The sequence below is a fragment of the Streptomyces sp. NPDC021019 genome (assembly GCF_044333295.1).
In the GTDB taxonomy this organism is placed as follows: domain Bacteria; phylum Actinomycetota; class Actinomycetes; order Streptomycetales; family Streptomycetaceae; genus Streptomyces.
The window spans coordinates 494,370-515,953 of sequence record NZ_JBIRQR010000001.1 but is presented as its reverse complement, the minus strand read 5'-3'; the positions used below and the strand labels follow the sequence as shown (position 1 = coordinate 515,953).

22 protein-coding genes are annotated in these 21,584 nt (G+C 72.9%); 5 read left to right on the top strand and 17 right to left on the bottom strand.

Annotated features, from left to right (window positions below):
- Positions 1 to 120: 120 nt before the first annotated feature.
- Entirely contained in the window at positions 121 to 2,706 is a 2,586-nt protein-coding gene (gene clpB / locus ACH4RG_RS02345; RefSeq protein WP_397927458.1) for an ATP-dependent chaperone ClpB, read from the bottom strand.
- Positions 2,707 to 2,849: 143 nt separating this feature from the next.
- Between clpB and ACH4RG_RS02340 the strand changes: the two genes are divergently transcribed.
- Positions 2,850 to 3,251: a TIGR03618 family F420-dependent PPOX class oxidoreductase gene (locus ACH4RG_RS02340; protein ID WP_397918433.1), complete on the top strand. Its 402-nt coding sequence runs from the start codon at positions 2,850 to 2,852 to the stop codon at positions 3,249 to 3,251.
- A 123-nt stretch (positions 3,252 to 3,374) separates the two neighbouring features.
- Here ACH4RG_RS02340 and ACH4RG_RS02335 read toward each other — a convergent pair whose 3' ends face one another.
- Positions 3,375 to 3,695, bottom strand: coding sequence for a hypothetical protein (locus ACH4RG_RS02335; protein WP_003967571.1), 321 nt, complete (start codon positions 3,693 to 3,695; stop codon positions 3,375 to 3,377).
- A gap of 349 nt (positions 3,696 to 4,044) precedes the next feature.
- Here ACH4RG_RS02335 and ACH4RG_RS02330 point away from each other — a divergent pair, with 349 nt between their 5' ends.
- Entirely contained in the window at positions 4,045 to 5,079 is a 1,035-nt protein-coding gene (locus ACH4RG_RS02330; protein WP_397918434.1) for a helix-turn-helix transcriptional regulator, read from the top strand.
- A gap of 68 nt (positions 5,080 to 5,147) precedes the next feature.
- Here the strand turns inward: ACH4RG_RS02330 and ACH4RG_RS02325 are convergent, their stop codons facing one another.
- The 11 genes from ACH4RG_RS02325 to lxmA all read right to left on the bottom strand — a co-directional run bounded on the left by ACH4RG_RS02325 (position 5,148) and on the right by lxmA (position 15,965).
- Positions 5,148 to 5,894: an ABC transporter permease gene (locus ACH4RG_RS02325; protein WP_397927457.1), complete on the bottom strand. Its 747-nt coding sequence runs from the start codon at positions 5,892 to 5,894 to the stop codon at positions 5,148 to 5,150.
- Positions 5,887 to 6,651: an ABC transporter ATP-binding protein gene (locus ACH4RG_RS02320; protein ID WP_397918436.1), complete on the bottom strand. Its 765-nt coding sequence runs from the start codon at positions 6,649 to 6,651 to the stop codon at positions 5,887 to 5,889. The genes ACH4RG_RS02325 and ACH4RG_RS02320 overlap by 8 nt, the downstream gene beginning before the upstream one ends.
- Before the next feature lie 200 nt (positions 6,652 to 6,851).
- Positions 6,852 to 7,877: a F420-dependent peptide dehydroalanine reductase LxmJ gene (gene lxmJ / locus ACH4RG_RS02315; protein ID WP_397918437.1), complete on the bottom strand. Its 1,026-nt coding sequence runs from the start codon at positions 7,875 to 7,877 to the stop codon at positions 6,852 to 6,854.
- Entirely contained in the window at positions 7,874 to 9,427 is a 1,554-nt protein-coding gene (locus ACH4RG_RS02310) for a M16 family metallopeptidase (protein ID WP_398538983.1), read from the bottom strand. Before ACH4RG_RS02310 ends, lxmJ begins: the two co-directional genes overlap by 4 nt.
- Entirely contained in the window at positions 9,424 to 10,749 is a 1,326-nt protein-coding gene (locus ACH4RG_RS02305) for a M16 family metallopeptidase (protein ID WP_398538982.1), read from the bottom strand. The genes ACH4RG_RS02310 and ACH4RG_RS02305 overlap by 4 nt, the downstream gene beginning before the upstream one ends.
- Positions 10,746 to 11,585, bottom strand: coding sequence for a class I SAM-dependent methyltransferase (locus ACH4RG_RS02300; protein ID WP_398538981.1), 840 nt, complete (start codon positions 11,583 to 11,585; stop codon positions 10,746 to 10,748). The genes ACH4RG_RS02305 and ACH4RG_RS02300 overlap by 4 nt, the downstream gene beginning before the upstream one ends.
- Positions 11,586 to 11,590: 5 nt before the next feature.
- Positions 11,591 to 12,679, bottom strand: a complete 1,089-nt coding sequence (locus ACH4RG_RS02295; RefSeq protein ID WP_398538980.1) for a T3SS effector HopA1 family protein — start codon at positions 12,677 to 12,679, stop codon at positions 11,591 to 11,593.
- The gene (locus ACH4RG_RS02290) at positions 12,676 to 13,929 is read right to left on the bottom strand and encodes a phosphotransferase (RefSeq protein WP_398538979.1); all 1,254 of its coding nucleotides are present in this window, start codon (positions 13,927 to 13,929) and stop codon (positions 12,676 to 12,678) included. Before ACH4RG_RS02290 ends, ACH4RG_RS02295 begins: the two co-directional genes overlap by 4 nt.
- Positions 13,926 to 14,987, bottom strand: coding sequence for a hypothetical protein (locus ACH4RG_RS02285; RefSeq protein WP_397927452.1), 1,062 nt, complete (start codon positions 14,985 to 14,987; stop codon positions 13,926 to 13,928). Before ACH4RG_RS02285 ends, ACH4RG_RS02290 begins: the two co-directional genes overlap by 4 nt.
- Positions 14,984 to 15,661 (bottom strand): peptide terminal cysteine decarboxylase LxmD, encoded by a 678-nt coding sequence (lxmD, locus tag ACH4RG_RS02280; protein WP_397918444.1) that lies wholly within the window; start codon positions 15,659 to 15,661, stop codon positions 14,984 to 14,986. The genes ACH4RG_RS02285 and lxmD overlap by 4 nt, the downstream gene beginning before the upstream one ends.
- Positions 15,662 to 15,749: 88 nt before the next feature.
- Positions 15,750 to 15,965, bottom strand: coding sequence for a lexapeptide family class V lantibiotic (gene lxmA / locus ACH4RG_RS02275; RefSeq protein WP_397918445.1), 216 nt, complete (start codon positions 15,963 to 15,965; stop codon positions 15,750 to 15,752).
- A 173-nt stretch (positions 15,966 to 16,138) separates the two neighbouring features.
- Between lxmA and ACH4RG_RS02270 the strand changes: the two genes are divergently transcribed.
- Positions 16,139 to 17,908, top strand: a complete 1,770-nt coding sequence (locus ACH4RG_RS02270) for an ABC transporter ATP-binding protein (protein ID WP_397927451.1) — start codon at positions 16,139 to 16,141, stop codon at positions 17,906 to 17,908.
- A 129-nt stretch (positions 17,909 to 18,037) separates the two neighbouring features.
- A complete protein-coding gene (locus ACH4RG_RS02265) occupies positions 18,038 to 18,574 on the top strand; it encodes a hypothetical protein (RefSeq protein WP_397918447.1) in 537 nt (178 codons plus the stop codon).
- 235 nt (positions 18,575 to 18,809) lie between these two features.
- On the opposite strand, the gene ACH4RG_RS02260 is transcribed toward ACH4RG_RS02265, so the two are convergent.
- On the bottom strand, positions 18,810 to 19,046 hold the full coding sequence (locus ACH4RG_RS02260) for a helix-turn-helix transcriptional regulator (RefSeq protein ID WP_397918448.1): 237 nt from the start codon (positions 19,044 to 19,046) through the stop codon (positions 18,810 to 18,812).
- Positions 19,047 to 19,290: 244 nt separating this feature from the next.
- Between ACH4RG_RS02260 and ACH4RG_RS02255 the strand changes: the two genes are divergently transcribed.
- A complete protein-coding gene (locus tag ACH4RG_RS02255) occupies positions 19,291 to 20,283 on the top strand; it encodes a helix-turn-helix transcriptional regulator (RefSeq protein ID WP_398538978.1) in 993 nt (330 codons plus the stop codon).
- A gap of 42 nt (positions 20,284 to 20,325) precedes the next feature.
- Here the strand turns inward: ACH4RG_RS02255 and ACH4RG_RS02250 are convergent, their stop codons facing one another.
- From ACH4RG_RS02250 to ACH4RG_RS02240, 3 genes are all read right to left on the bottom strand, one after another.
- Positions 20,326 to 20,589 (bottom strand): hypothetical protein, encoded by a 264-nt coding sequence (locus tag ACH4RG_RS02250; protein WP_397918450.1) that lies wholly within the window; start codon positions 20,587 to 20,589, stop codon positions 20,326 to 20,328.
- A complete protein-coding gene (locus ACH4RG_RS02245; RefSeq protein ID WP_397918451.1) occupies positions 20,568 to 20,858 on the bottom strand; it encodes a hypothetical protein in 291 nt (96 codons plus the stop codon). Before ACH4RG_RS02245 ends, ACH4RG_RS02250 begins: the two co-directional genes overlap by 22 nt.
- Positions 20,859 to 21,130: 272 nt before the next feature.
- Positions 21,131 to 21,583 carry a heat shock protein transcriptional repressor HspR gene (locus tag ACH4RG_RS02240; RefSeq protein WP_018960890.1) on the bottom strand — a complete coding sequence of 151 codons (453 nt, stop codon included), beginning with the start codon at positions 21,581 to 21,583 and terminating at the stop codon, positions 21,131 to 21,133.
- Position 21,584 lies beyond the last annotated feature (1 nt).

Sequence of the window (21,584 nt, the reverse complement as noted above, 5' to 3'; positions counted from 1 at the left end):
CCCGATCCGCCACGAGCTGACAGACAGCGCGTGGTGGGCGGGGTCCGCCCGGCGTCGGCCGGGCACGCGCCGACGGACTGCGACGCCCGGTGACCGGCGGTCACGGTCTCGGGCGGGGCGTTACGCGGCGGGGCCGACGATCAGCCCGTCCTCGGCCCGCTCCACCCGTACGGTGTCGCCGTCGCGGACCTCGCCGGACAGGATCTCCTTGGCGAGCCGGTCGCCGATCGCCGTCTGGATGAGCCGGCGCAGCGGCCGCGCCCCGTACGCCGGGTCGTTGCCCTCCTCGGCGAGCCAGGCCAGCGCCTCCGGCGATACCTCCAGGGTGAGCCTGCGGTCGGCCAGGCGCTTCGCCAGCCGGTCGATCTGGAGCCCGGCGATGTGCGCGAGCTCGTCGCCGGACAGGGCGGAGAAGACCACCAGGTCGTCGAGCCGGTTGATGAACTCCGGCTTGAAGGAGGCCCGCACCACCTCCAGCACCTGCTGCTTCTTGACCTCGGGCTTGACCAGGGGGTCCATCAGGAACTGGGAGCCGAGGTTGGAGGTGAGGACGAGGATGGTGTTGCGGAAGTCGACCGTGCGGCCCTGGCCGTCGGTGAGCCGGCCGTCGTCGAGGACCTGGAGCAGGACGTCGAAGACCTCCGGGTGGGCCTTCTCGACCTCGTCCAGCAGCACGACGCTGTACGGGCGGCGGCGGACGGCCTCGGTGAGCTGGCCGCCCTCCTCGTAACCGACGTAACCGGGCGGGGCCCCGACGAGGCGGGCGACGCTGTGCTTCTCGCCGTACTCGCTCATGTCGATGCGGATCATGGCCCGCTCGTCGTCGAACAGGAAGTCCGCCAGCGCCTTGGCCAGCTCGGTCTTGCCGACGCCGGTGGGCCCGAGGAAGAGGAACGACCCGGTGGGCCGGTCGGGATCCGCGATCCCCGCGCGCGTACGACGTACGGCGTCGGAGACGGCCTGCACGGCCTCGCTCTGCCCGATCAGCCGCTTGCCCAGCTCGGACTCCATCCGCAGCAGCTTCCGCGTCTCGCCCTCCAGCAGCCGTCCGGCCGGAATGCCGGTCCAGGCGCCGACGACGTCCGCGATGTCGTCCGGGCCGACCTCCTCCTTGACCATGGTGTCCTTGGATGCCTCCTGCTCCGCCTCGGCGGCCTCCTCCAGCTCCCGCTCCAGGCCCGGGATCTCCCCGTACAGCAGCTTGGAGGCGGCGTCGAAGTCACCGTCGCGCTGGGCGCGTTCCGCCTGGCCCCGCAGCTCGTCGAGGCGCTCCTTCAGCTCACCGACCCGGTTGAGGCCCTGCTTCTCCTTCTCCCAGCGGGCGTTCAGGCCGCGCAGCTCCTCCTCCTTGTCGGCGAGGTCACGGCGCAGCTTCTCCAGCCGCTGCTTGGAGGCGGGGTCGGACTCGTTCTTGAGGGCCAGTTCCTCCATGCGCAACCGGTCGACGGATCGCTGGAGTTCGTCGATCTCCAGCGGTGAGGAGTCGATCTCCATACGGAGCCGGGAGGCTGCCTCGTCGACCAGGTCGATGGCCTTGTCGGGGAGGAAGCGCGAGGTGATGTAACGGTCGGAGAGGGTGGCGGCGGCCACCAGTGCCGAGTCCGCGATCTGCACCTTGTGGTGGGCCTCGTAGCGGCCCTTGAGCCCGCGCAGGATCGCGATGGTGTCCTCGACGGAGGGCTCGGCGACCAGCACCTGCTGGAAGCGCCGCTCCAGGGCGGGGTCCTTCTCGATGCGCTCGCGGTACTCGTCGAGCGTCGTCGCGCCGACCATGCGCAGCTCGCCGCGGGCCAGCATCGGCTTGAGCATGTTGCCCGCGTCCATGGCGGAGTCGCCGCCGGCGCCCGCGCCGACGACGGTGTGCAGTTCGTCGATGAACGTGATGATCCGGCCGTCGCTCTCCTTGATCTCGGAGAGGACGGTCTTCAGGCGCTCCTCGAACTCGCCGCGGTACTTCGCGCCGGCGACCATCGCGCCGAGGTCGAGCGAGACGAGCCGCTTGTTCTTCAGGCTCTCGGGAACGTCGCCCTTGACGATGCGCTGGGCGAGACCCTCGACGACGGCGGTCTTTCCGACGCCGGGCTCGCCGATCAGCACGGGGTTGTTCTTCGTCCGGCGCGACAGCACCTGCACGACGCGGCGGATCTCCTGGTCACGGCCGATGACCGGATCCAGCTTGCCCTCGCGCGCGGCGGCCGTGAAGTCGGTGCCGAACTTCTCCAGGGCCTTGTACTGGCCCTCCGGGTCGGGTGTGGTCACCCGGCGCCCTCCCCTGCTCGTCTCGAATGCGGCCAGCAGCTTCTTCGCACTGGCGCCCTGCCCGTCGAGGATCTCACCGGCACGGCCGCCCTTCGCCGCGATGCCGATCAGCAGGTGCTCGGTGGAGATGTAGTCGTCGCCCAGCTCCTCGGCCCGCTGGGCCGCGTCCTGGATGACGGCCAGCAGCTCGCGGTTGGGCGACGGCGGGGCGACGGTGGAGCCGGTGACGCTGGGCAGGCCCCCGAGCAGCCGCTCGGTCCCGCCCCGCACCGCGGCCTGGTCGGCCTCGACGGCGGCGAGCAGGTCGATGACGTTCTCGTTGTCCTGGCCCTCCAGCAGCGCGAGGAGCAGGTGCCCCGGGGTCAGATCGGCGTGCCCGTCCTTCACGGCCCTGCTGGTGGCCGCGTTGATGGCGTCCCGGCTCTTGTTCGTCAGCTCGGCGTCCACGTGTGGTCACTCCTCCTCGCGCCCGGTTCCTGCATTGCTTCTGTCTTGACTTAGTCAACCTGCACAAAGTTGAGTCTATTCCACTCAAGGCGTTGTGCGCACGCGCTGCGGGCCCTCGGCGGTGACCCTCGTACGCTGCCCCCATGGCAGACGTACACCACCCCACTCCCTCATATGTCGCCTTCTGGCGCGAGAGCCACCTCTCCACCCTGACGACTCCCCGCCCGGACGGCACGCCGCACGTGGTGCCGGTGTGCGTGACGTACGACCCGGAGGCCGGGGTGGCGCGCGTGATCACCGACGGGGGCAGCCGCAAGGTCGCCAACATCCGGGCCGCCGGCCCCGGCGGGGCACGCGTGGCCGTCTGTCAGATCGACAGGGCCCGCTGGGCGACCCTGGAGGGCCTCGCGGTCATCCGCACGGAGCCGGAGGCCGTCGCGGACGCGGAAGCCCGTCACGAGGCGCGCTACGGCCGCGCCCCGCGGGTCAACCCGACCCGGGTCGTCATCGAGATCACCCTCGACCGGGCGCTCGGCAAGGCCTGACCCACGGCTTCCCTGACGCCGCCCCCGTACGGGAACAGCACAACGGCGCCACCGTGTTCAGGTCACGGTGGCGCCGCTGTGTGGGGGAAGCGCCGGAGCGATAGGTGACGACGGGGGAATCGCTCAGGCACTGCGGGGGGTGGCGGAAAGTGGTTCTGCGTCGAACAGCTCGTGGTCCCGCTGATCGAGATTGACGAAGATCATGCCGTACCTGACGGCACAGCGGACCGGCTGCGGCGCACCGCGTGGCCGACGGAGACAGCGATAGGCGCGGACGTCCTCGTCCTCTTCCATCACCACGACGATCGGCTCTCCGAACAGGGTGACCATCAACGAGTCGCCACGGCGGGGGAGTGCCGTGAGCAGATCGATGAAATGCCACCCTGAGCGATAGGCGGTCGCCATCTCGCGCCGGAAGGTCCGGTCGTCCGGCGGGGTGCTCATACCCGACCCCGTGTGCCAGGGGCGTTCTCCGACAGCGACCCGGGGGCCGCTTCCGTCCCCGTCGTCCGTGCGGGCATCGAGTCCCAGGCCAGGTCCGGAGGCGGAGCGGCCTGCACCTGTGCGCCGGCCGTACCGTGGGTCACGCCGCCCTCAACGAGGTCAAGAACACTCAGCGCCCCGGTCGTCAGCCCAAAGGAGAAGGCAACAGCAAGCACCGAGCGAAGCGTTTTGTTACTCATGATGGGCTTCGTCCTCACTTCCAAGGTTTCCTCTCCCCCGCAGAACAAGACGATGACCCATCCAGGCACGTCAACGCCACAGAAGCGATGCATCATGTTCCTGCTGATTCATGTTCCTGGGGGGTGGAGAATTGACCACAGACAGCACCAAAGCGGTACATCCCCACTCGGTTAGTGCCTTGTGTGACGAGGGAGCACGGGTCTACGCCAGTGCGCTGAGTGTGGGCAAAATAGCTCGCGTCGAGGCGGAAGACGCTCCGTGTCTGCTGGAATTCGCCCTGCTCCATCCCGATCCCGACGACCCCACCTGGCTGCGGCCGGTGCCGCCGTCCGCGGCGCTCACGCAGCGGCTCCACCCGATCGAGCGGGAGATCCAGGACCGAAGGCGGCTCTCGGTGGAGCTCACCGAGGCGTTCGAACCCTTCATGGCGATCAGTGCCCAGGCTCCGCCGACCACGCACGCCATCACGGTCCTCGAAGGCATCGGCCGCATCAACGCCTCGATCGAACTCGCCCTCGCCGAGTGCCGTTCGGAAGTCCTCACCATTCAGCCGGGCGGCGGGCGCAGCGAGAACGCGCTCACCATCGCCATGGAACGCGGCCAGATGCTCGCGGAACGTGGCGTCGGCATGCGCACTTTGTATCAGCACACCGTCCGCCACAGCCATGGAACCCTCAATTACGCGGCCCGGATGGCCGAGAGCAAGGTGGAGATCCGAACACTCGAGGAGCTGATAGAGCGGCTCATGATCTTCGACCGCACCGTCGCCTTCATACCGGCGACCGACGACCGCACCGTAGCCCTTGAGCTGCGGCACCCCGGCATCGTGGAGTACCTCGCCAAGGTCTTCGAGCAGTTCTGGCACCGCGCGGTACCCCTCCAGGAACAGATTCCGTACGACTCCACGACGGACGGTATCTCCGGGGTCAGACATTCGATCGCCAAACTGCTCGTCGAGGGCCACGTCGACGAGGCCATCGCCCGCCGCCTCGGCATGAACGTCCGCACCTGCCGGTCGCACATCGCCAAACTCAGCGTCGCGCTCGGCAGCAACAGCCGGGCCCAGCTCGGCTACTTGATCGCACGATCGGGAATCCTGGAATCAGGTCCCGATCACGCGCTCACCCCCGAGCCGGGGGCATGACCGCGCCCGCGACGACTGCCCGGGGGGCCACAGCCAGAGGTGCGTCCGGCCGTACGCGTACCCGAACCTCAGATGTCGCGGCGGACGAAGAGCCGGCCGCCCACGAGGGACGCGGCCGCCGTCCACCCCACGATCAGCAGCAGACCGAACGGGGCCGCCAGGGCTTCCGGGAAGGCCGACGTGTCACCGAGGAGGGCGTACTGCGCCCCCTCGGGAAGAAACCGGCCCACCTCCGGGAGCTGACCGAGGACCAGCACCTGGCCGAGGGTGCCCCACACGACCAGGCCGAGTACCGCGGCGAGCCGGCTGCGCACGACGAACCCGACCGCCGCGCCCCACGGGCCGGCCAGGGTGCAGATGGTCAGGACGGCGGCGGCGGTCGTCCAGGTCGCCCCGTCCACGGCGAGGTCGGCACCCCTCGCCGCGAGAGCCGTATGGCCGACGGCGAAGGAACCCACGACCGCCGCGATACCGAAGAGCAGGCCGGACAGGGCCGTGGCCAGCAGCTTGGCGGCGACGACCGAGGAACGTCCGGGCGCGTACAGGACCGTGCGGCCGATCGAACCGGAACCGAACTCGTTGGTGACGTGCAGGGCGCCGAAGAGCCCCGCGAAGAGGGCGGCGGACGCGCCGAGGCCGACGATGCTCCCGGTGAGCCCGGCCCCGGCGGACGCGGGGTCGGCCTCCGCGTACACGAGGCCGAACTGCCCCAGCGCGCAGAAGACCAGGGCGACCAGAAGCAGCACGGTGAGCGCCACGCCCGAGCGGAGCTTGAGCAGTTCCGCGGAGAGTTGGTTACGCAGGACCTCAGGCATGGGTGACCTCCGGACGGGACGCGGCGGCCGCGCCCTCGACGAGTGCGAAGTAGGCGTCCTCCAGCCGTCCCCCGCCGCGCCGCACCAGCTCCTGGAGGGAGCCCGTGAACAGCACCGAGCGGCGCAGCACGACCACGTCATCGACGCTCTGCTCGACCTCGGACAGCATGTGACTGGCGATCAGCACGGTCCGCCCATCGGCGGCGGAGCGCTCGACGAGGCGGCGCATCCAGCGGATTCCGTCCGGGTCGAGACCGTTCAACGGCTCGTCCAGAATGAGAAGTTCGGGATCGGGAAGCAGCGCGACGGCGAGCGCGAGCCGCTGGCGCATACCGGTGGAGCATGCCTTCACCCGCTTGCGCTCCGCGCCGTCGAGACCGACCTGGTCGATCACCTCGGCGATGCGCGAGGACGACAGCCCCAGGGAGCGGGCCGATATCTCCAGCTGGCGGCGGACCGTCACGCGCGGGTGGAAGCCGATCGCGTCCATGACCACGCCGACCCGCTGCGCCCGCTCCGGAGCGGACAGCGGCTCCCCGCCCAGGACCTGCGCGGTCCCCGCGTCGGGACGGGCCAGTCCGAGCAGGATCCGCAGGAGCGTGCTCTTGCCCGCGCCGTTGGGGCCGAGCAGGCCGGTGACCTTGCCCGGCCGCAGCGCGAAGCTGACGTCGTCGAGTGCCCTCCGGCCGCCGAACGTCTTCGTCACGTTGGAGAAGACGACGCTGCCGCCTGCCCGGGGCGGATGTTCTGGTCGCACGTGTTCTGTCCTGTCCTGCTGTTCGGTCATGGGGGGTCCGTCGTCGTGGGGAGGGGGAGGGGCCGGGCCGTACGGGTCCCGTGGCCACGGGACCCGGCTACAGGACCCGGGCACGGGACCCGTCCACGGGCCGGAGCCGCCGGCCTGCCGGGCGGCATGGCACCGCGCCTGCCGGGTCTCCGCCGCGGGACTTCAGCCAATCAGCCGCCGGGCCGCTCCGGCGGCCCGGCGGACGCAGCTTCCTGCTGGCTGTCCGGCAGGAAGCTGCGGCAGGATCCGATGATCTCCTCGAGATCCGCCACGGCCGCGTGCACTCCCTCGCCGAGCAGGACCCCGGTGGGGTTGAGCAGCACCTCGTCCACGCCGGCGCGCCGGTACGCGTCGAGCGCGCCCGCGATCTCCTCGGGACTCCCCGCCACCACCACCCGGTTGCGCAGCAGGGCGTCCACGGTGCCCGCCGGGTCGTGCGGGTCCAGGTCCAGCCCGGCGGCACGGAGCATCGCCGCGTAGTGCGGCGTCGACAGATGGCCGGCGGTCGCGGCGAGCGCCATGCCCCGGACGTCACGGCCGGGCCGGTCGACGACGACGTGGACGGAGGTCGCGAGGCGGGGAGGCCCTGGCCTGCCCACCTCCTCCGCGCCCTCCTGGAGCGCCGGGCGCAGCGTGCCCGCCACATAGGCGGGTGGCGTCATCCACGTGACGGCGACGTCCGCCACCTCACCGGCGGTACGCGCCATGCCGGGCCGGAGCACCCCCGCACCCACCTCGACCCGAGGAGCGTGCGGAAGCTCCGGCAACGTGCCGTGGAGGTGGTGGTACGGGCCGCTGGTCGCGACCGGCTCGCCGTCCAGGAGAGCGCGTACCGACCTCAGGTAGTCGCGGACCGCGGTGCGCGGGCTGTCGTAGGCGCGTCCCGTCAGCCCGGCCACGAAGCCCGGGTCGCCGATGCCGAAACCCGCGACGACCGGCTCCCCCGTGAGCAGCGCCAGCGACCGGGCCTGGAGCGCCGCCTCGTAGGGATGGCGCAGCGGAAGCAACGTCACGCTCGTCCCGACCGGGACCGTGTGGCCCGCGCCCGCCAGATAGGCCAGCGTCTGGTGGGTCTCGGCCTGGAAGGACTGGCACATCCACAGGCGCCGGGCCCCCGAGCGCCGGACGAGCGCCGCGAAGGGGGCGACCAGGTCGGGGTGGTCGGGCTGGAGCGGGTAGAGAACGGCCGGGTTCACCGGGGGGCACCCTTCTGATCGCGGAGTTCGGGCATAGCGCGGGGCCCATCGGGCGTCTCGCGGGGCCCACCGGGGGGCTCGCGGAACCCATCGGGCGTCTCGCGGAACCCGTCGGGCATCTCTCGGGACCCACCAGGTGTCTCGCGGAACTTGCCGGGCGGCGACGGCCCATCGGCCTCGGCGGACAGGCCCCGGGCGGAGGCGGGCAGGCCGTACCGGGCACGGGCCCGGGCCGGAACGGCATCCGGCTCGTACGGGGCGCGGGCCCGGGCCGGGACGGCGTCCGGCTCGTACGTCGCCATGACCGCCCGGTCGGGGTCCAGCCGGCGCGCGGCCGCCGCCACCTGCGCGGGGGTGACGGCGGCGAGCCGGTCCCGGTAGCCGTCGAGCCAGTCCGGCTCCAGCCCCGCCGCGGCGAAGCCCGCCAGCGCGCTCGCCTCCTCGGCGCGGGTCGCCAGGGCGAAGCGGGTGAAGCCGGTCGCGTAGGCGCGGGCGCGGTCCACCTCCGCCGGGGACGGGCCCCGGGCTGCGAGCTCCCGGAGGCACCCGGTGATCTCGCCGGAGATCCGGTCCGCGCTGCCCGGGGCTCCCGCGCACTCGATCTCCAGCCAGCCGCCCGCCCCGTTCTCGCGGACACGGGCGGAGACCGCGTACGCGAGCCCGTACCGGTCCCGGATCCGACGGCCGAGCCGGGCGGAGGCGTAACCGCCCAACAGCAGCTGAGCGAGGTGGAACGGCGCGTGATCCGGGTCGGCGGTGGGGACCGCGGGCCCGACGGCCAGGACGAGCGCCTGGTCACCGGTGTCGGCCGTACGGCCGACACCGTCGCTCCCGCCGCCGCCCTCGACGACGTCGAGCCCGACCCGCCCCGGCCGGGGGTCCTGACGCGTGAAGCGCGGGAGGGTGAGACCCGAAGGGCCGCCCGTCCAGGGCGCGAGCCGCTCGCCGGCCAGGCGCAGCACGGTCTCCGGCTCGTCGCCCGCCAGGACGACGAGCGACGACCCGCCGGGCACGACGGCGCGCGTGTGCAGGGCCCCGAGGGCACCGGGCGCCAGGGAGACGACGTCCAGAAGCGGCGCCGTACCACCGGAGCGGGAGGACAGCGGGTGCGGCCCGAAGCCGTGCGCGAGCGCGGCACGACGCAGCCGTACGCGGCTCGCGGGGGCACGGGGAGCGGCGGCCGCCCGGCGCTGGGCGATGGCCACCTCCCCCGCCTCGTACCGCGGGCGCGTCAGCAGCTCGGCCAGCAGGTCGAGCGCGCCGGGGAGGCCCGGCGCGAGCACGCTGACCGAGAGGATCAGGGACTCGGCGGTGACGACGGTGCTGAACTCCGCGCCGAGGTCGGCGGCGCGGTCGGCGATCTCCTGACGGGTACGGTCCCGGCTGCCCGTCCCGAGACAGGCGGCGAGGAGCTCCTGGGCGGCGGCGAGGCCCGGTTCGGTGCGCGCGTACGGGATGACGAGGCGCAGCTCCGCGAGCGGGGTGCCCGGGGCGCGCGTCGCGAGGACGCGCAGCCCGGTGGGCAGGACGGCGGCGGTGGTGCGGTTCATCCGGCGGCGCCTTCCCGGGCGACGAGTTCGGTCACGGTGGTGGGCCCCTCCAGCAGGGCGCGGGCCGCGGCCGCCAGCTCGGCGGGGGTGGTGGCCCGCAGCTCCTCGGGGAGCCCGTCGGGCCCGGCGGATCCCGGCAGGAGCAGGGTGGCGCGGCCGAGGGCGACGGCGCGGGTGGGGAGCGAGTCGGTCTGCCGGTGGACGGCGACCAGCAGGGAGTTCACCGCCCGCCGGTGCTCGGCCTCGGAAGGCGGCCGGTCCGCGAGCGTCCGCAGGACGGACCGCCAGACGCCGGCCGCCGCGTCCACGTCGGTGCCGGGCGCCCGGCCGAGCACCGCGAGGGTCAGGTCGGGGGCGGCCGAGGCGAGCCACTGGCCGTGGTAGCCGCAGGTGACGGTCGCGGAGGTGAGGCGGTGCCCGTCCCGCGCCGACCGCGCCACCGCCGGCAGCCGGGACCGGCCGAGCACCTGCGCCAGAACGACCTGGGCGAGGTACGCGGGGCGTTCGGCGACCGGGTCGGGGAGACGGTGTCCGACCGCCACGCCGGGCACGGGGGCCGAGACGGGCGTGGTACGGATCTCCGGGAGCGGACCGGGGTCCGGAGCGGGCGGCCGGGGCCGCGCGGGCGGTGCTACGGCGCTGTGCGCGGCCGACGCCCCGAGCGGGGCGAAGAGTTCGTGCGCCGCCGCGGTGACGCGCGCGGGGTCGATGTCCCCGACGACCGACAGGACCATCCGCCGGGGTGTGTAGTAGTCGCGCTGGAAGCGTTCGGCCTCGTCGGCGCCGATGCCGTCGAGCTCGGCGGCCGTACCGAAGCTGTCCCTGCTCCCCGGGTAGAGCCCGTCCAGCGCCGCTTCCCAGTACCGGCCGCCGGTCCCGGCCCCGCGGATCTCCTCGGCAATGACGGCGGTCTCGGTGCGGATCACGTCCCGGGTGGGCGCGAAGCCGAGCAGGCGGCGTGCCTCCGCCGCCAGGACGGCCGGCAGCAGGTCGGCCGGGACGGTGGTGTGGAAGACGGTGTGGTCGCGGTGGGTCTCGGCGTTGCACACCCCGCCCGCCCCCTCGACCAGGGCCGCGTGGCCTTCTCCGTCGCCGGCGGCCGGGCCGGAGCGGGGGAACATCAGGTGCTCGACGAGATGCGCCGTGCCGTGCCGCCCGGCGGGGTCGTCGTCACCGCCGGCCGCCACGGTCAGGGCGACGGCGGCGAGGCCGCGCCCGTACTGAGGGACCGCCTCCGCGCACACCCGCAGTCCGTTGGCGAGCACGCTCACCCGTCCCGCGGCGGCGTCCGGGCCGGTGGCGGTCGCGGCGCGCCGACTCATGCCAGCGGCCGGAACACGGACACGCACATCTTCCGGCTGTCGCCCCCGTCGAAGGGCTGCTCGCGCCAGCCCGCGTACCGGCCGACGAGCTCCAGACCGGCGATGGCGCCCAGCAGGTCGAGCTCCCCGGGCCACACGTAGCGCATCACGGTGGTGGCGGAGCGGGGGGCGTCGCCGTCCAGGAAGAGCGTGCTCTGCACCATCATGTTCTGCGAGGCCGGCAGGACGCCCACGGACTCGATGAGCGCCCCGCGCGCGCCGATCGGATAGGTGGTGACCGCGTTCTTCTTCTGTACGTGGTAGTCGCTCGGGTCGAACGTCTCGATCACCACGTGGCCGTCGGCCGCCACGTGCCGTGCCATCGCGTGCGTCAACGCGATCTGCTCGTCGACCGCCATCGCGCAGCACAGCACGTTGAAGGGGGCGAGGACGACGTCGAAGGTACGGCCGAGATCGAGACCGGAGAAATCGCCGTGGACCGGGGTGACCCGGCCCTCGGGATCCTTCTCCGCGAGACGTGCCAGCATCCCCTCCGAGGACTCGACGCCGTGGACGTCGAAGCCGCGCTCCGCGAGCGGGAGCGCCACCCGGCCGGTGCCGACGCCGAGTTCGAGGACGCTCGCGCCGGGCGCGGTGAGGGTCAGCAGGTACGTACCGATGTCGTCGAGGTCGGGCGTGCTCGGGTAGACCTCGTCGTACACCCCGGCGAGGGCGTCGCTGTAGGCGGTGGTGATCGCCGCCCCGAAGCCGCCTGCCCCGGCGGGGGCCCCGGCGTCGTCGGCCGCTCCCGACGCGTCGGCGGTGGTCGTCGTGTCCGTGGTTCCGGCGGTGTTCATCGGGCTCATACTCCAGCGGTCGTGGTCGTGGTCGTGGTGTCCGCGGCGAGGCCGTCCTCGGGACGCTCGGGGTCCGCCGCAAGGCTGTTCATGGGGTGCGCGGCGTCCGCTGCAAGGTTGTTCTCGGGGTGCGCGGGGTCGATGCCCGCCGCGCGGAAGGCCCGGACGACGTGGCCGGCGAGGCCGTCGGTCCCTTCGGCCCCCTCCAGGGCGTGGTCGACGAGCGCGGTGGCCAACGCGAAGCTGCGGTGCTGGCCGAAGCTCATGCCGTCGTGCCCGGGGCGCGGGTCCCGCGGATCCCACGCGGCGGCGACGCCGGGGGCGAGCCGGGCGGTGAAGAGCGAGGTGTCGGCGCCCAGCCCCGGCAGGTCCCGGACGGCGGCCACCACGGCCCGTTCGGCCGGGGCGTGGTCGCCGTGCAGATAGACGACGACGCTGTCACGGCGCGGGTAGTCGTCCTCGTCGGACAGGACCTTGGCGTGGTAGCGCGCCCCGGCCCCCTCCAGCGCGGTCAGCGCGGCGGCCCACAGCGCGACGGCCCCGTCCGCGTCGCGGGCGTGCAGGAAGAGGCGGCGGACCGGCCCGGCGGGGGACGGCAGGGCCCGCGACCCCATGACGTAGAAGAAGCCGGGCGACAGAGCGGGCCGCGCGGCCTCCAGCGCGACCTCGACCAGCTCGCCGGGGGCGGGCGTGCCGGGGGTGATGAGCCGGTCGGCGCCGAGCCGGGCGGTGATCTCCGGCAGCCGTACGACCAGTTCGCCGGCGTCCGTGACCTCGACCAGCCGCCCCGTGACCGGGGTCCTGGCGTGCGGCACGGCCTCGGTGAGGCGGCGCTCCAGCGCGGAGTCGCGCAACGACCGGCGGGGCGGGGCGTCCGCGTCCCGGCGGTGCGCCCCGTTCCCGGCGTGGAACTCCTCGTACAGCGCGTTGGTGAGCCGGCCGCGCAGGTCGCGCGGGCTGTCGGCGGTCAGCTTCCGCCCGGCGACCTCCGCCGCGAGACCGTCGGCCCGTACGGAGACGAGGCCGAGCGCGGCGGTGAGACGCGGTGCCGGGGACGGCTCGGCGGAGAGGGGCAGCGGACAGTCGAGGATCATCGGGGGCTCCCGGACGTGGCGGCGGTGCGGCGTGGTGCGGCGGCGGGGGCGGTCAGACGGAGGGTGGGGACGGCCCCGGCCGGATTCAGCAGCAGGGTCCGCCCGATCCCGGCGGCGGCGCGCGCGACCGGGTTGAGGACTGCGTGCGCCTGTGCGGTGGCGATGAGCCGGTCGAACAGGTGCCATCCGGCGAACCCGACGGCCCGCTCCGCCAGCTCCGGGTCCGGGGTCCGCCAGCCGGTGTAGCCGGCCCAGAAGGCGGCGACCCGGGGAAGGTGGCGGCGCAGCCCCGCGGTGCCGCGTTCGACGATCTCCTGGTGGGTGAGGTCGAAGCCGAGCGCGACGGTGTCCCCAGCGGCGGCCTCGCCCGTGGGCGCGAAGACGGAGTAGGTGGCCTGGAAGAGCCACTCGCCGACGAAAGCTCCGACGTCCCGGGCCGGATCGGCCCACCGGAACTCCTCCCAGTCACAGAGGTAGAGCGAGCCCCCGTGGACGATGAACTGGTCGAAACGCAGATCGCAGTGGGCCGGGGTGTGCGGCGCCGTACGCTCCCGCTCCCGCAGCCGGTGGAGCGCGGCGACGACCTCGGCGTCGTCCTGGACCAGCTTCCAGGCGGCGATCTGCGCCATGCTGCGGTCCTGGACCTCGCTCCACGGGAACGCCCGCAACCAGCGCATCGGCGGCAGGGGGGCCTCACCCGTGTCGATCACCGCCTCTGCCGTGCCGCCGGCCGGGTCGGCCGGCCCGGGCACGCCGAAGGCCGCGGCCTGCCCCGTGCTCGCCGGACCGCCCACCGGCTCCATGGCGTGCAGGGTGGCGACGGCTCGCCCCGCCTCCCGGCACAGCTCCTCGTCGAAGTCGCCGTCCAGCGCGACCTCCGAGCCCGATCGGGCCCCGGGCAGCAGCCGGAAGGCGCTGACGGCGGCGGCCCGGTCGGTCCCGAGGTGTTCGGGCGTACGCAGCGGCGAGCCGGCCGGGAGCCGTGCGGCCGACGCCTCGAAGGCGAGCGCGCGGTCGATCTCGGGACGGCTGCCGTCGGAGGACCGGGCGACCGTCTTGACGAATACCTGCTGACCGCGGGTGGTCGTCCCGGCCCAGTTGTCGTTGCGGCCGCCGAAGGCGGTCAGCCCGTCCGGAGCGAAGGGGCCGAGGCCCAGCCGTTCCAGCAGCGCGTTCACTTCCGGTGCGGCGTCGAGGCCGGTCGGCCGGTAGCGGATCAGCGCGGGCGCTTCGTTCGTCGTGGTCGTCATGACACTCCTCGGGGGACCGCCCGGCGGCCCTCCTCATCGATCAACTCGGCGGTGAAGGCGAGGTAGTCCAGCAATTCGTCGCTCCACTCGCAGTACGTGGCGAAGTCCCGCATGTGCGTGACGACGCGGAGCACGGCGCAACGCCCCACGGCCGCCGGGTCGTACACCGGACCTCCGCCGTCGGTGCGGTCGCCGCTGTCGCCGTCGCCCTCGCCGTACACGCCCAGGAACACCTGCTGGAGGAGGGCCGCGGACGGCAGCCCCGCGCCCTCCTCCTCCGGACCCCCGGCACCGTCGTGCGCGACCCGGTAGAGCGGTGACGACCACGCCAGTTCGACGAGGTCGCCGAGCATCCAGCCGAGGTCCAGCTCCCGGCGCCCGGTGCCGAGGTCCTGACCGGTCAGCAGCGCCACCCGGCCGCGGCTCCTCGGCGGCACGAGCGCACCGGTCGAGGCCCAGCCGTGGAGGAGCACGGCCGACGCCCCGACACCCGTGGGCCGTTCGGCGTCCTCAGCCCAGTCGAGGAGCCGCGCCGTGCGGGCGCCGCCCCACACCTCCAGCGCATGTCGCCGGAGCCGTTCGGCGGCGGGGACGAGCGGAACCGTCCCGCTCGCCCACTCCCGCAGTCGCCGCAGGCCCGGCGGCGGGGCCGGCTCCAGGTCCTGGGGCAGGGGGACGCCGTGCAGGGCCCGCAAAGCTCGGGCGGCGCCGGTGAGGGAGTGGGCGACGAGCCGCCCGGCCTGGGGGCGGGGGTCCCGCAGCCAGGCGGCGGCCGAGACGGAGCCTGCGGCCCGGTGGAGCAGCCCGGTTCCGTGCGTCTGCCCGGTGGACAGCAGCGCGGCCCCCGTGGCGTCCTCGCGGTCCGGGACGAGCGTCACCAGCCGACGGGGCGCACGCACCGGACCCGCGTGACGGCCCCCCGGGCCGTGCCACCACAGGAAGCCGGCGTCCGGGTCCTCGTACACGCGGGTGACCTGGAGGCCCGTATGGTGCTCCGCCACGAGGACAGCAGCTCCGGCCCGGGGGCCCGTTCCGGCCAGGAAGTCCGTCCCGGTCACGCGGCCCGCTCCCGGCCCCCGGCCGCGTCGGGGCGGCCCGGCCCCGGCGCGGTCCCGGTCCCGGCCCCGTCGCCGCGCGCGGCACCCGGAGCGGCGCCGCCCCCGCTCTCCTTCCGGCGCGCGACGCAGAGGTCGTACAACTCGTTCAGGGGGGCGGAGCCGCCGTCCTCCACCTCTCCCGTGCGCGCGCTCCGCGCGGGGATCGTCGGCGCGAGCACCACACCGGGCCGCTCGCGCAGCACCGCCAGGTGTTCCCGGACGACCGGGCTTCGCAGCGCACCGGGCGGCAGCGAGGGCGCGACGCCCACCAGCGCCCGGGTGGTGTGCAGCGCGACCATCAGCGGTGTGTCGGCGACGCCGAGGGCGTACCGGCCGACGAAATTCAGTGTGGCGGGATGGACCAGAATGAGGTCCGCCCATTCCGCGAGGTCGACATGCGGCACGTCGTCGCCGGAGAACGCGTTCCAGTCGTCGATGAATACTTCTTCTCCGGAGAGCACGGCCACCGCGTCCCGCGAGACGAACCGGCACGCGGAACGCGTCAGCGCCACTCTCTTCTCCACGTCGGGAAAGGAATTCCCGAGCCAGTTGATCCAGAACGGCAGGAAGGCGACGCCGAGGGCTCCCGTCCCCACGACGAGAACGCGCTCGAAGTCCCGTTGCTGTTCCTCCACGACGCCTCCTGTGTGTGGCTGGGGGCCGGGGCCCGGCCGGGGCGTGCGCTCCGGCCGGACCCCGCGGCTCACTGCGAAGAGAGCCTGGTCAGCACTTGTTCTCGACGGTCTTCGCGGCGAGCGAGCCGAGAGCCGCGGCGCACTGCTGCGAGGAACGCGCGCTGATGATCGTGGCGCGGATCGCCCACGGGATGGTGGGGCTGAAGGCCGGCGCGGCGTCCTTGCCGTCGTGCAGGCCCAGCTCCTCGGCGGAGGTGTAGGCGGTGTAACCGTCGAACAGGTCCCGCTCGGTGACGTTCTGCATCAGTTTTCTCTCCATAAAAGGGAATTGACGGCCGGCCATCTCTGCTATGCCCGGCGTCCGTTGCGGACAGAAAGAAGAATGGACCGCGACACCGGGCCCGCACCATTGGCTCTTGCGGCATTGCCGCAAGCGACAGTTCCCCCGCGTACGAAGGAGGGGATAGAACTACGAGGGTGAACACACCTGACGCAGAACAGCCTCCGGCAGAGCGGCCCGCGCTGCGGGCGCTGCTCTCGTACGCGCGTCCGCACCGCGGCGTCCTCCTCACCGTTCTGGCGCTGACCCTCCTGGGCAGCGCCGCCGGTCTCGCCCAGCCGCTGGTCATCCAGTCGGTCCTGGCGAAGCTCATGACGGGTGAGGGCCTGCGGGACGACCTCCTCCTGCTGTTCGGCCTGCTGGTCGCCTCCATCGGGCTGACCTGGGTGCAGGCCTGGCTCAGCGAGCGGACCGCCGAGCGGGTCGTGCTCCAGGTGCGCCGCGGCCTCATAGCGCGCCTCATACGCCTGCGCACCGCGGAGTTGGACCGCGTCGAACCGGGCGGCCTGACCACCCGCGTCACGTCCGACAGCACGCTCGTCCAGCACGCGGCCACGGGGGGCCTCATCCAGCTCGTGGACGGATCGATCCACCTCCTGGCCACGATCGTGCTGATGGGCATCGTCAGCCTGCCGCTGCTCGGCATCACCTCCGCCGTACTGGTGGTCGTGGGCATCGCCATGGGCGTCGTCATGCCGCGCATCAAGCGGGTGACCACCGAGGCGCAGACCTCCGTGGGCGAGATCGGCGCCGCACTCGACCGGTCGCTCGGAGCGGCCCGGACCGTGAAGGCCAACGGAGCCGAGGCGAAGGAGACCGAGCGGGCGACCGACGCCGCCGAACGCGCCTACCGGGCCGGTCTCAAGGGGGCCCGCTACCACGCGCTGATCGCCGTGCTCGCCGGGCTGATCGTCCAGGCGTCCTTCCTCGCCGTCATCGGCTTCGGCGGCGCGCTGGTCGCCATGGGAACCCTCGAACTGGCCGCGCTGATCGGCTTCCTGCTCTACCTGTTCAACCTGGGCGGCCCGGTCCTCTCGCTCGTGGGCGGGACCACCGCCCTCCAGCAGGGACTCGGCGCCCTGGCCAGGATCGAGGAGGTGCGGTCCATGGCTGCGGAGGACGACGTGGACGGTACGCCGCCGGTGCCGTCCGGCCCGCCGCCCCGGGTCACGATCGACGGCCTGACCTTCGCCTACGAGGGGCGCACCCCCGTCCTGGACGACACGAGCTTCGTCGCACCGGCGGGCAAGGTCACCGCGATCGTCGGCCCGTCCGGCAGCGGCAAGACGACGGTGTTCTCCCTGATCCAGCGGTTCTACGACAGCGAGGCCGGCCGCATCCTGCTGGACGACACCGACATCCGCACGCTCGGCCGGGCCGAACTCCGGCGCCGCATCGCGTACGTCGAGCAGGACTCACCGATGCTGGCCGGCACGCTGCGGGAGAACCTCCTCTACTCCGCGCCCGACGCGAGCGACGAGGCCGTCGCCGACGTGCTCCGCAGGACTCTGCTCGACGACTTCGTCTCCTCACTCCCGGCCGGTCTCGACACGGCTGTCGGCTCCCGCGGCCTGGCCCTCTCCGGCGGCGAGCGCCAACGGCTGGCGATCGCACGGGCGTTGCTGCGCCGTCCGCAGGTCCTGCTCCTGGACGAGGTCACCGCCCACCTCGACGGACGCAGCGAGACGGCGCTGCGCAGGACGGTGGAGGAGGCGGCGCGTGACTGCACGGTGCTGCTCATCGCCCACCGGCTCTCGACGGTCACCTCGGCGGACCGACTGGTCCTGTTCGAGAACGGCCGGGTCAGCGACCACGGACGGCACGAGGAGCTGCTGGAGCGCAGCGCCCTCTACCAGGACCTCACCGCGACGCAGTTGACCCCCGCCGGATCGGCCGCACCTCGCTGAGCGGACTCGGGCCACTGCCTCGCCCTGCGAGAATTCCGTGCGCGGCTTCCGGCGGAACGAACATCCGCACGCCGAACACTTCCTCACCGAACACCCCCCTCAGCACGACCGAAGGGTTCAAGGAACCAGATGACCGACACCACTCCCCTGCCTCTGCCCGCCGCGACGGAGGACGACCACTACGGCGAGATCGCCGTCGAACTCCTCGGCGCCCAGCGGGAGAAGCTCGTCGTGAGCGGCGAGCGGATTCCCACGATCACCATCGTCCGCGCGCCCGAGGCCGAGGTCGACGACCACATCGTCATCGGCACCCGGGACCCCCGGCACCTCACGATCACCGTGGACGGCGAGCCCGCGACGATCACGCCCGCCAAGGGCAGGCTGCGGAGGCAGTCCTACCGGGTCGACGTCAGCTGCGCGGGCACGCGCTTCCGGCTCGTCCCGGACTCGATCCCCGGCAGCCGGCTGACCCGGGACGGGAAGCACCTCGGTGACTTCTCGTCGGACGGCGACCGCCGGGTGATCGCCGAGTGGCGGGAGGACGCCGGGACCATCGAACCGCTCGACGCGGCCATCGGCTACGCGCTGTCCGCGGCGTTCGGCACCGGCGGCCAGCCGATGTGGATGATGCTGGTCGACGCGATCAGCACGGCCCTGCCCGGCTGAGGACGCGGCCGGCGGCCCGGCCGCTTCCGGGGCCTGGCCCGTCCACGGCCTCCCGGGCCGGACCCCGGGACCTCCCCGTGCACGGCCTCCCGGGCCGGACCCCGGGACGTACCCGTTCACCGCTCCCCCGGCCGACGCCAGGAACACGAGAAGTCCCCTGCGGGAAGCTACTCCTCCCGCAGGGGACTTCGGCCTTCGCGCTCCACCCGGCGGCCGAGCACCGGAGAAGGTCAGGTCACGGACGCAGACCCCTGATGTCCTCCGCGTACAGGTTCGACACGATCGCGGCCTCGAACCTGGACTTCAGATTCAGCTTCCGCACGATGCTCGACGTATGCGCCCGGACCGTCCGTTCCGTAATGCCGAGTCTCCGGGCGAGCCAGCGGTTCTGCTCTCCGCCGGCCAGCAGCGCGAGCACCTCGCACTCGCGTTCCGTGAGCGTGGTGAAATCCAGTACCTGTCGGTCGATCATCGTCGTCACAGCAGCCCCCTAGTCGTGATCATCCACTGTTGTCCGTCTGTTGTCCGCCCCGCGTCGGCATCTCGACCGATCGGGACCACCTGCACCTTTACCCTTCGATTACCCTTTCCCTCATCAGTTCGACGGCTGCGTGGCGCCTGACCCGTGCCCCAGCCACCGGTTCGACGGGCGCCCCGGCATCTGACCCATGCCGGCGCGCCGACAGTTGTTGTGCGGCACGCGGGGGGCGGCAGCAGTGAACGACGGAAGTCTGTCCATACTCGGTATCGACGCGACGGAGGAACGCGTCTACCGGTACTTCCTGCGCAATCCGGGGACCAGCACCGAGGACATCGACATCCTCCTCCACCGCCCGCGCGAGGAGGTGGAGAAGGCCTTCGCCCGGCTCGACGAGCTGTGCCTCCTGCGGACCGACGAACACGGCGGAGCGACGGCGACCGACCCGGAGACCGCGATCGAGCGGCTCACGGAGATCCGGCTGCGCGAGCTGCACGAACAGCTCCACCAGGTCACCAGGTGCCGGCATCTGGTGGCCGACCTGACGGCCGAACAACAGGCCCGACCCCTCGCCGGGCAGGGCGTGGAACGGCTCGAAGTCCTGCGGCACATCCGCGACCGGATCGACGACCTGGCCTTCTTCGCCCGGCAGGAGATCCTCTCCGTCGAGCCGTACACCGCCCTCACCCCCGAGAACATCGCGCACGCGCGCCCGCTCGACACCCGGTGTCTGCGCCGCGGCGTGCGGATCCGCAGCGTGGTGCTGCGGGAGGCGCTCGACCACCCGCCCACCGTCGCCTACCTCCGTGAGCTCAGGGCCCAGGGCGCGTCGATCCGGGCCGCGGACGACCTGTCCGAGCGCATCCTCGTCTACGACCGCCAAACGGCCCTGGTGCCCGTGGACCCGGCCGACACGTCGAGCGGCGCACTGGTCACCCAGCAAGCCGGCCTGGTCTCCAACATCCTGGCCCTGTTCGAGAAGATCTGGACCGAGGCCACGGACCTCGCCGCCGTCATCGACACGGGTGCCGCGCCGACCGGCGTGCTCTCGGAGATGGAGCAGCGTGTCATGGAGGAGATGTGCCGGGTCGCGAAGGACGAGACGGGTGCCCGGAACCTGGACATCTCGGTACGGACGTACCGCCGTCACGTCGCCGACGTCCTCCGCATCCTGGACGCGACCAGCCGCCCGCACGCGGCCCTGCTGGCCCGCGAGAGAGGCTGGATCTGAGGCCCGGCACACCGGGAAGTGAGGGTCGGTCGGTCCGGAGTCCTACGGGGCCTGCCGTGCCTCCAGCGCCCACCCCTCCAGCGTCCGGCCCCTGAGCGCCTCGGCGCAGCGTTTCCGCACCTCGTGCTCCCCGCCGCCCCGGACCAGGACCGTGATCCGGTCCTCCCCGATGCGCTGGGCGCACTCCCAGTGCGCGGGCAGCATCCCGAGGAGCCGGAGCACCGCGGTCCCGGCGGGCGCGGCGTGCGCGGCGACCCGGACCACCACGACCTCGACGGGGTCGTCTACTGCCAGCCGTTGACGCACGTGGCCCTGCCCCTGTCCGGTCCGTGAATCTTGGGCAGCGGTACGCCGCAGAGGAACCCGGAGACCGCGGCGTTCCCCTCCGCCAGCGCTTGCGAGATCCCGCCGGACAACCCGGCCGGCCCGCCCTGCGGGGACACGCCCCCCGGCCCCGCGCCGGCGTGGGCCGGAATCGCGGCCGCCCCGACGACCAGCCCCAGGATCATTCCCCCGGTACCGACCATCCTCCCGGTGAACGCGCAGACGCCCATGTGTTCCTCCCCGTACGTCATGTGTCCCGCCGGCTTCCCTCGCCGACGCCCATAAGCTTGCCAGTGACACGTGCCCTTGACAGGGGCGATCACTGTCAACTTGCTGCATATGCGGGGCTACTTGGTGCCAACCGTATTCCGCCGGAGCGCTCCGGTGGTTTTCGGCCACCTGAGGATGCGCGGCGACCGGGCGACGCGGGGACACACGACGACGGGGCCGGGAGAGCGTCATCCGCTCTTCCGGCCCCGTCGACTCACGCGGGGTCCGGCCGACTCGCGTCGGCCGTGTCCGGTCAGTCCGTCGGCCGCTTCGGCTTCGGCCGCCAGACCACCAGCGCACTGGTCTGCTGCACGTCCTGGTACGGCACGAGGTCCCGACGGTACGAGGCGTGCACCTGGGCCTCGCGCTGCTGGAGGGCGACCGCCGCGCCGTCCACCGCCGCCGACAGCTCGGCGACGCGCTGCTGGAGGGCCGCGACCTGGTTCTCCAGCTCGATGATCCGCTTGATGCCCGCGAGGTTGATGCCCTCGTCCTGCGACAGCTGCTGCACGGTGCGCAACAGCTCGATGTCGCGGGCCGAGTAGCGCCGGCCGCGCCCGGCCGTGCGGTCCGGGGAGACCAGGCCGAGACGGTCGTACTGGCGCAGTGTCTGCGGGTGCAGGCCCGAGAGCTGGGCCGCGATCGAGATCACGTACACCGGTGTCTCATCGGTCAGCTGGTACGGATTGCGTCGACGGCCGTCCATC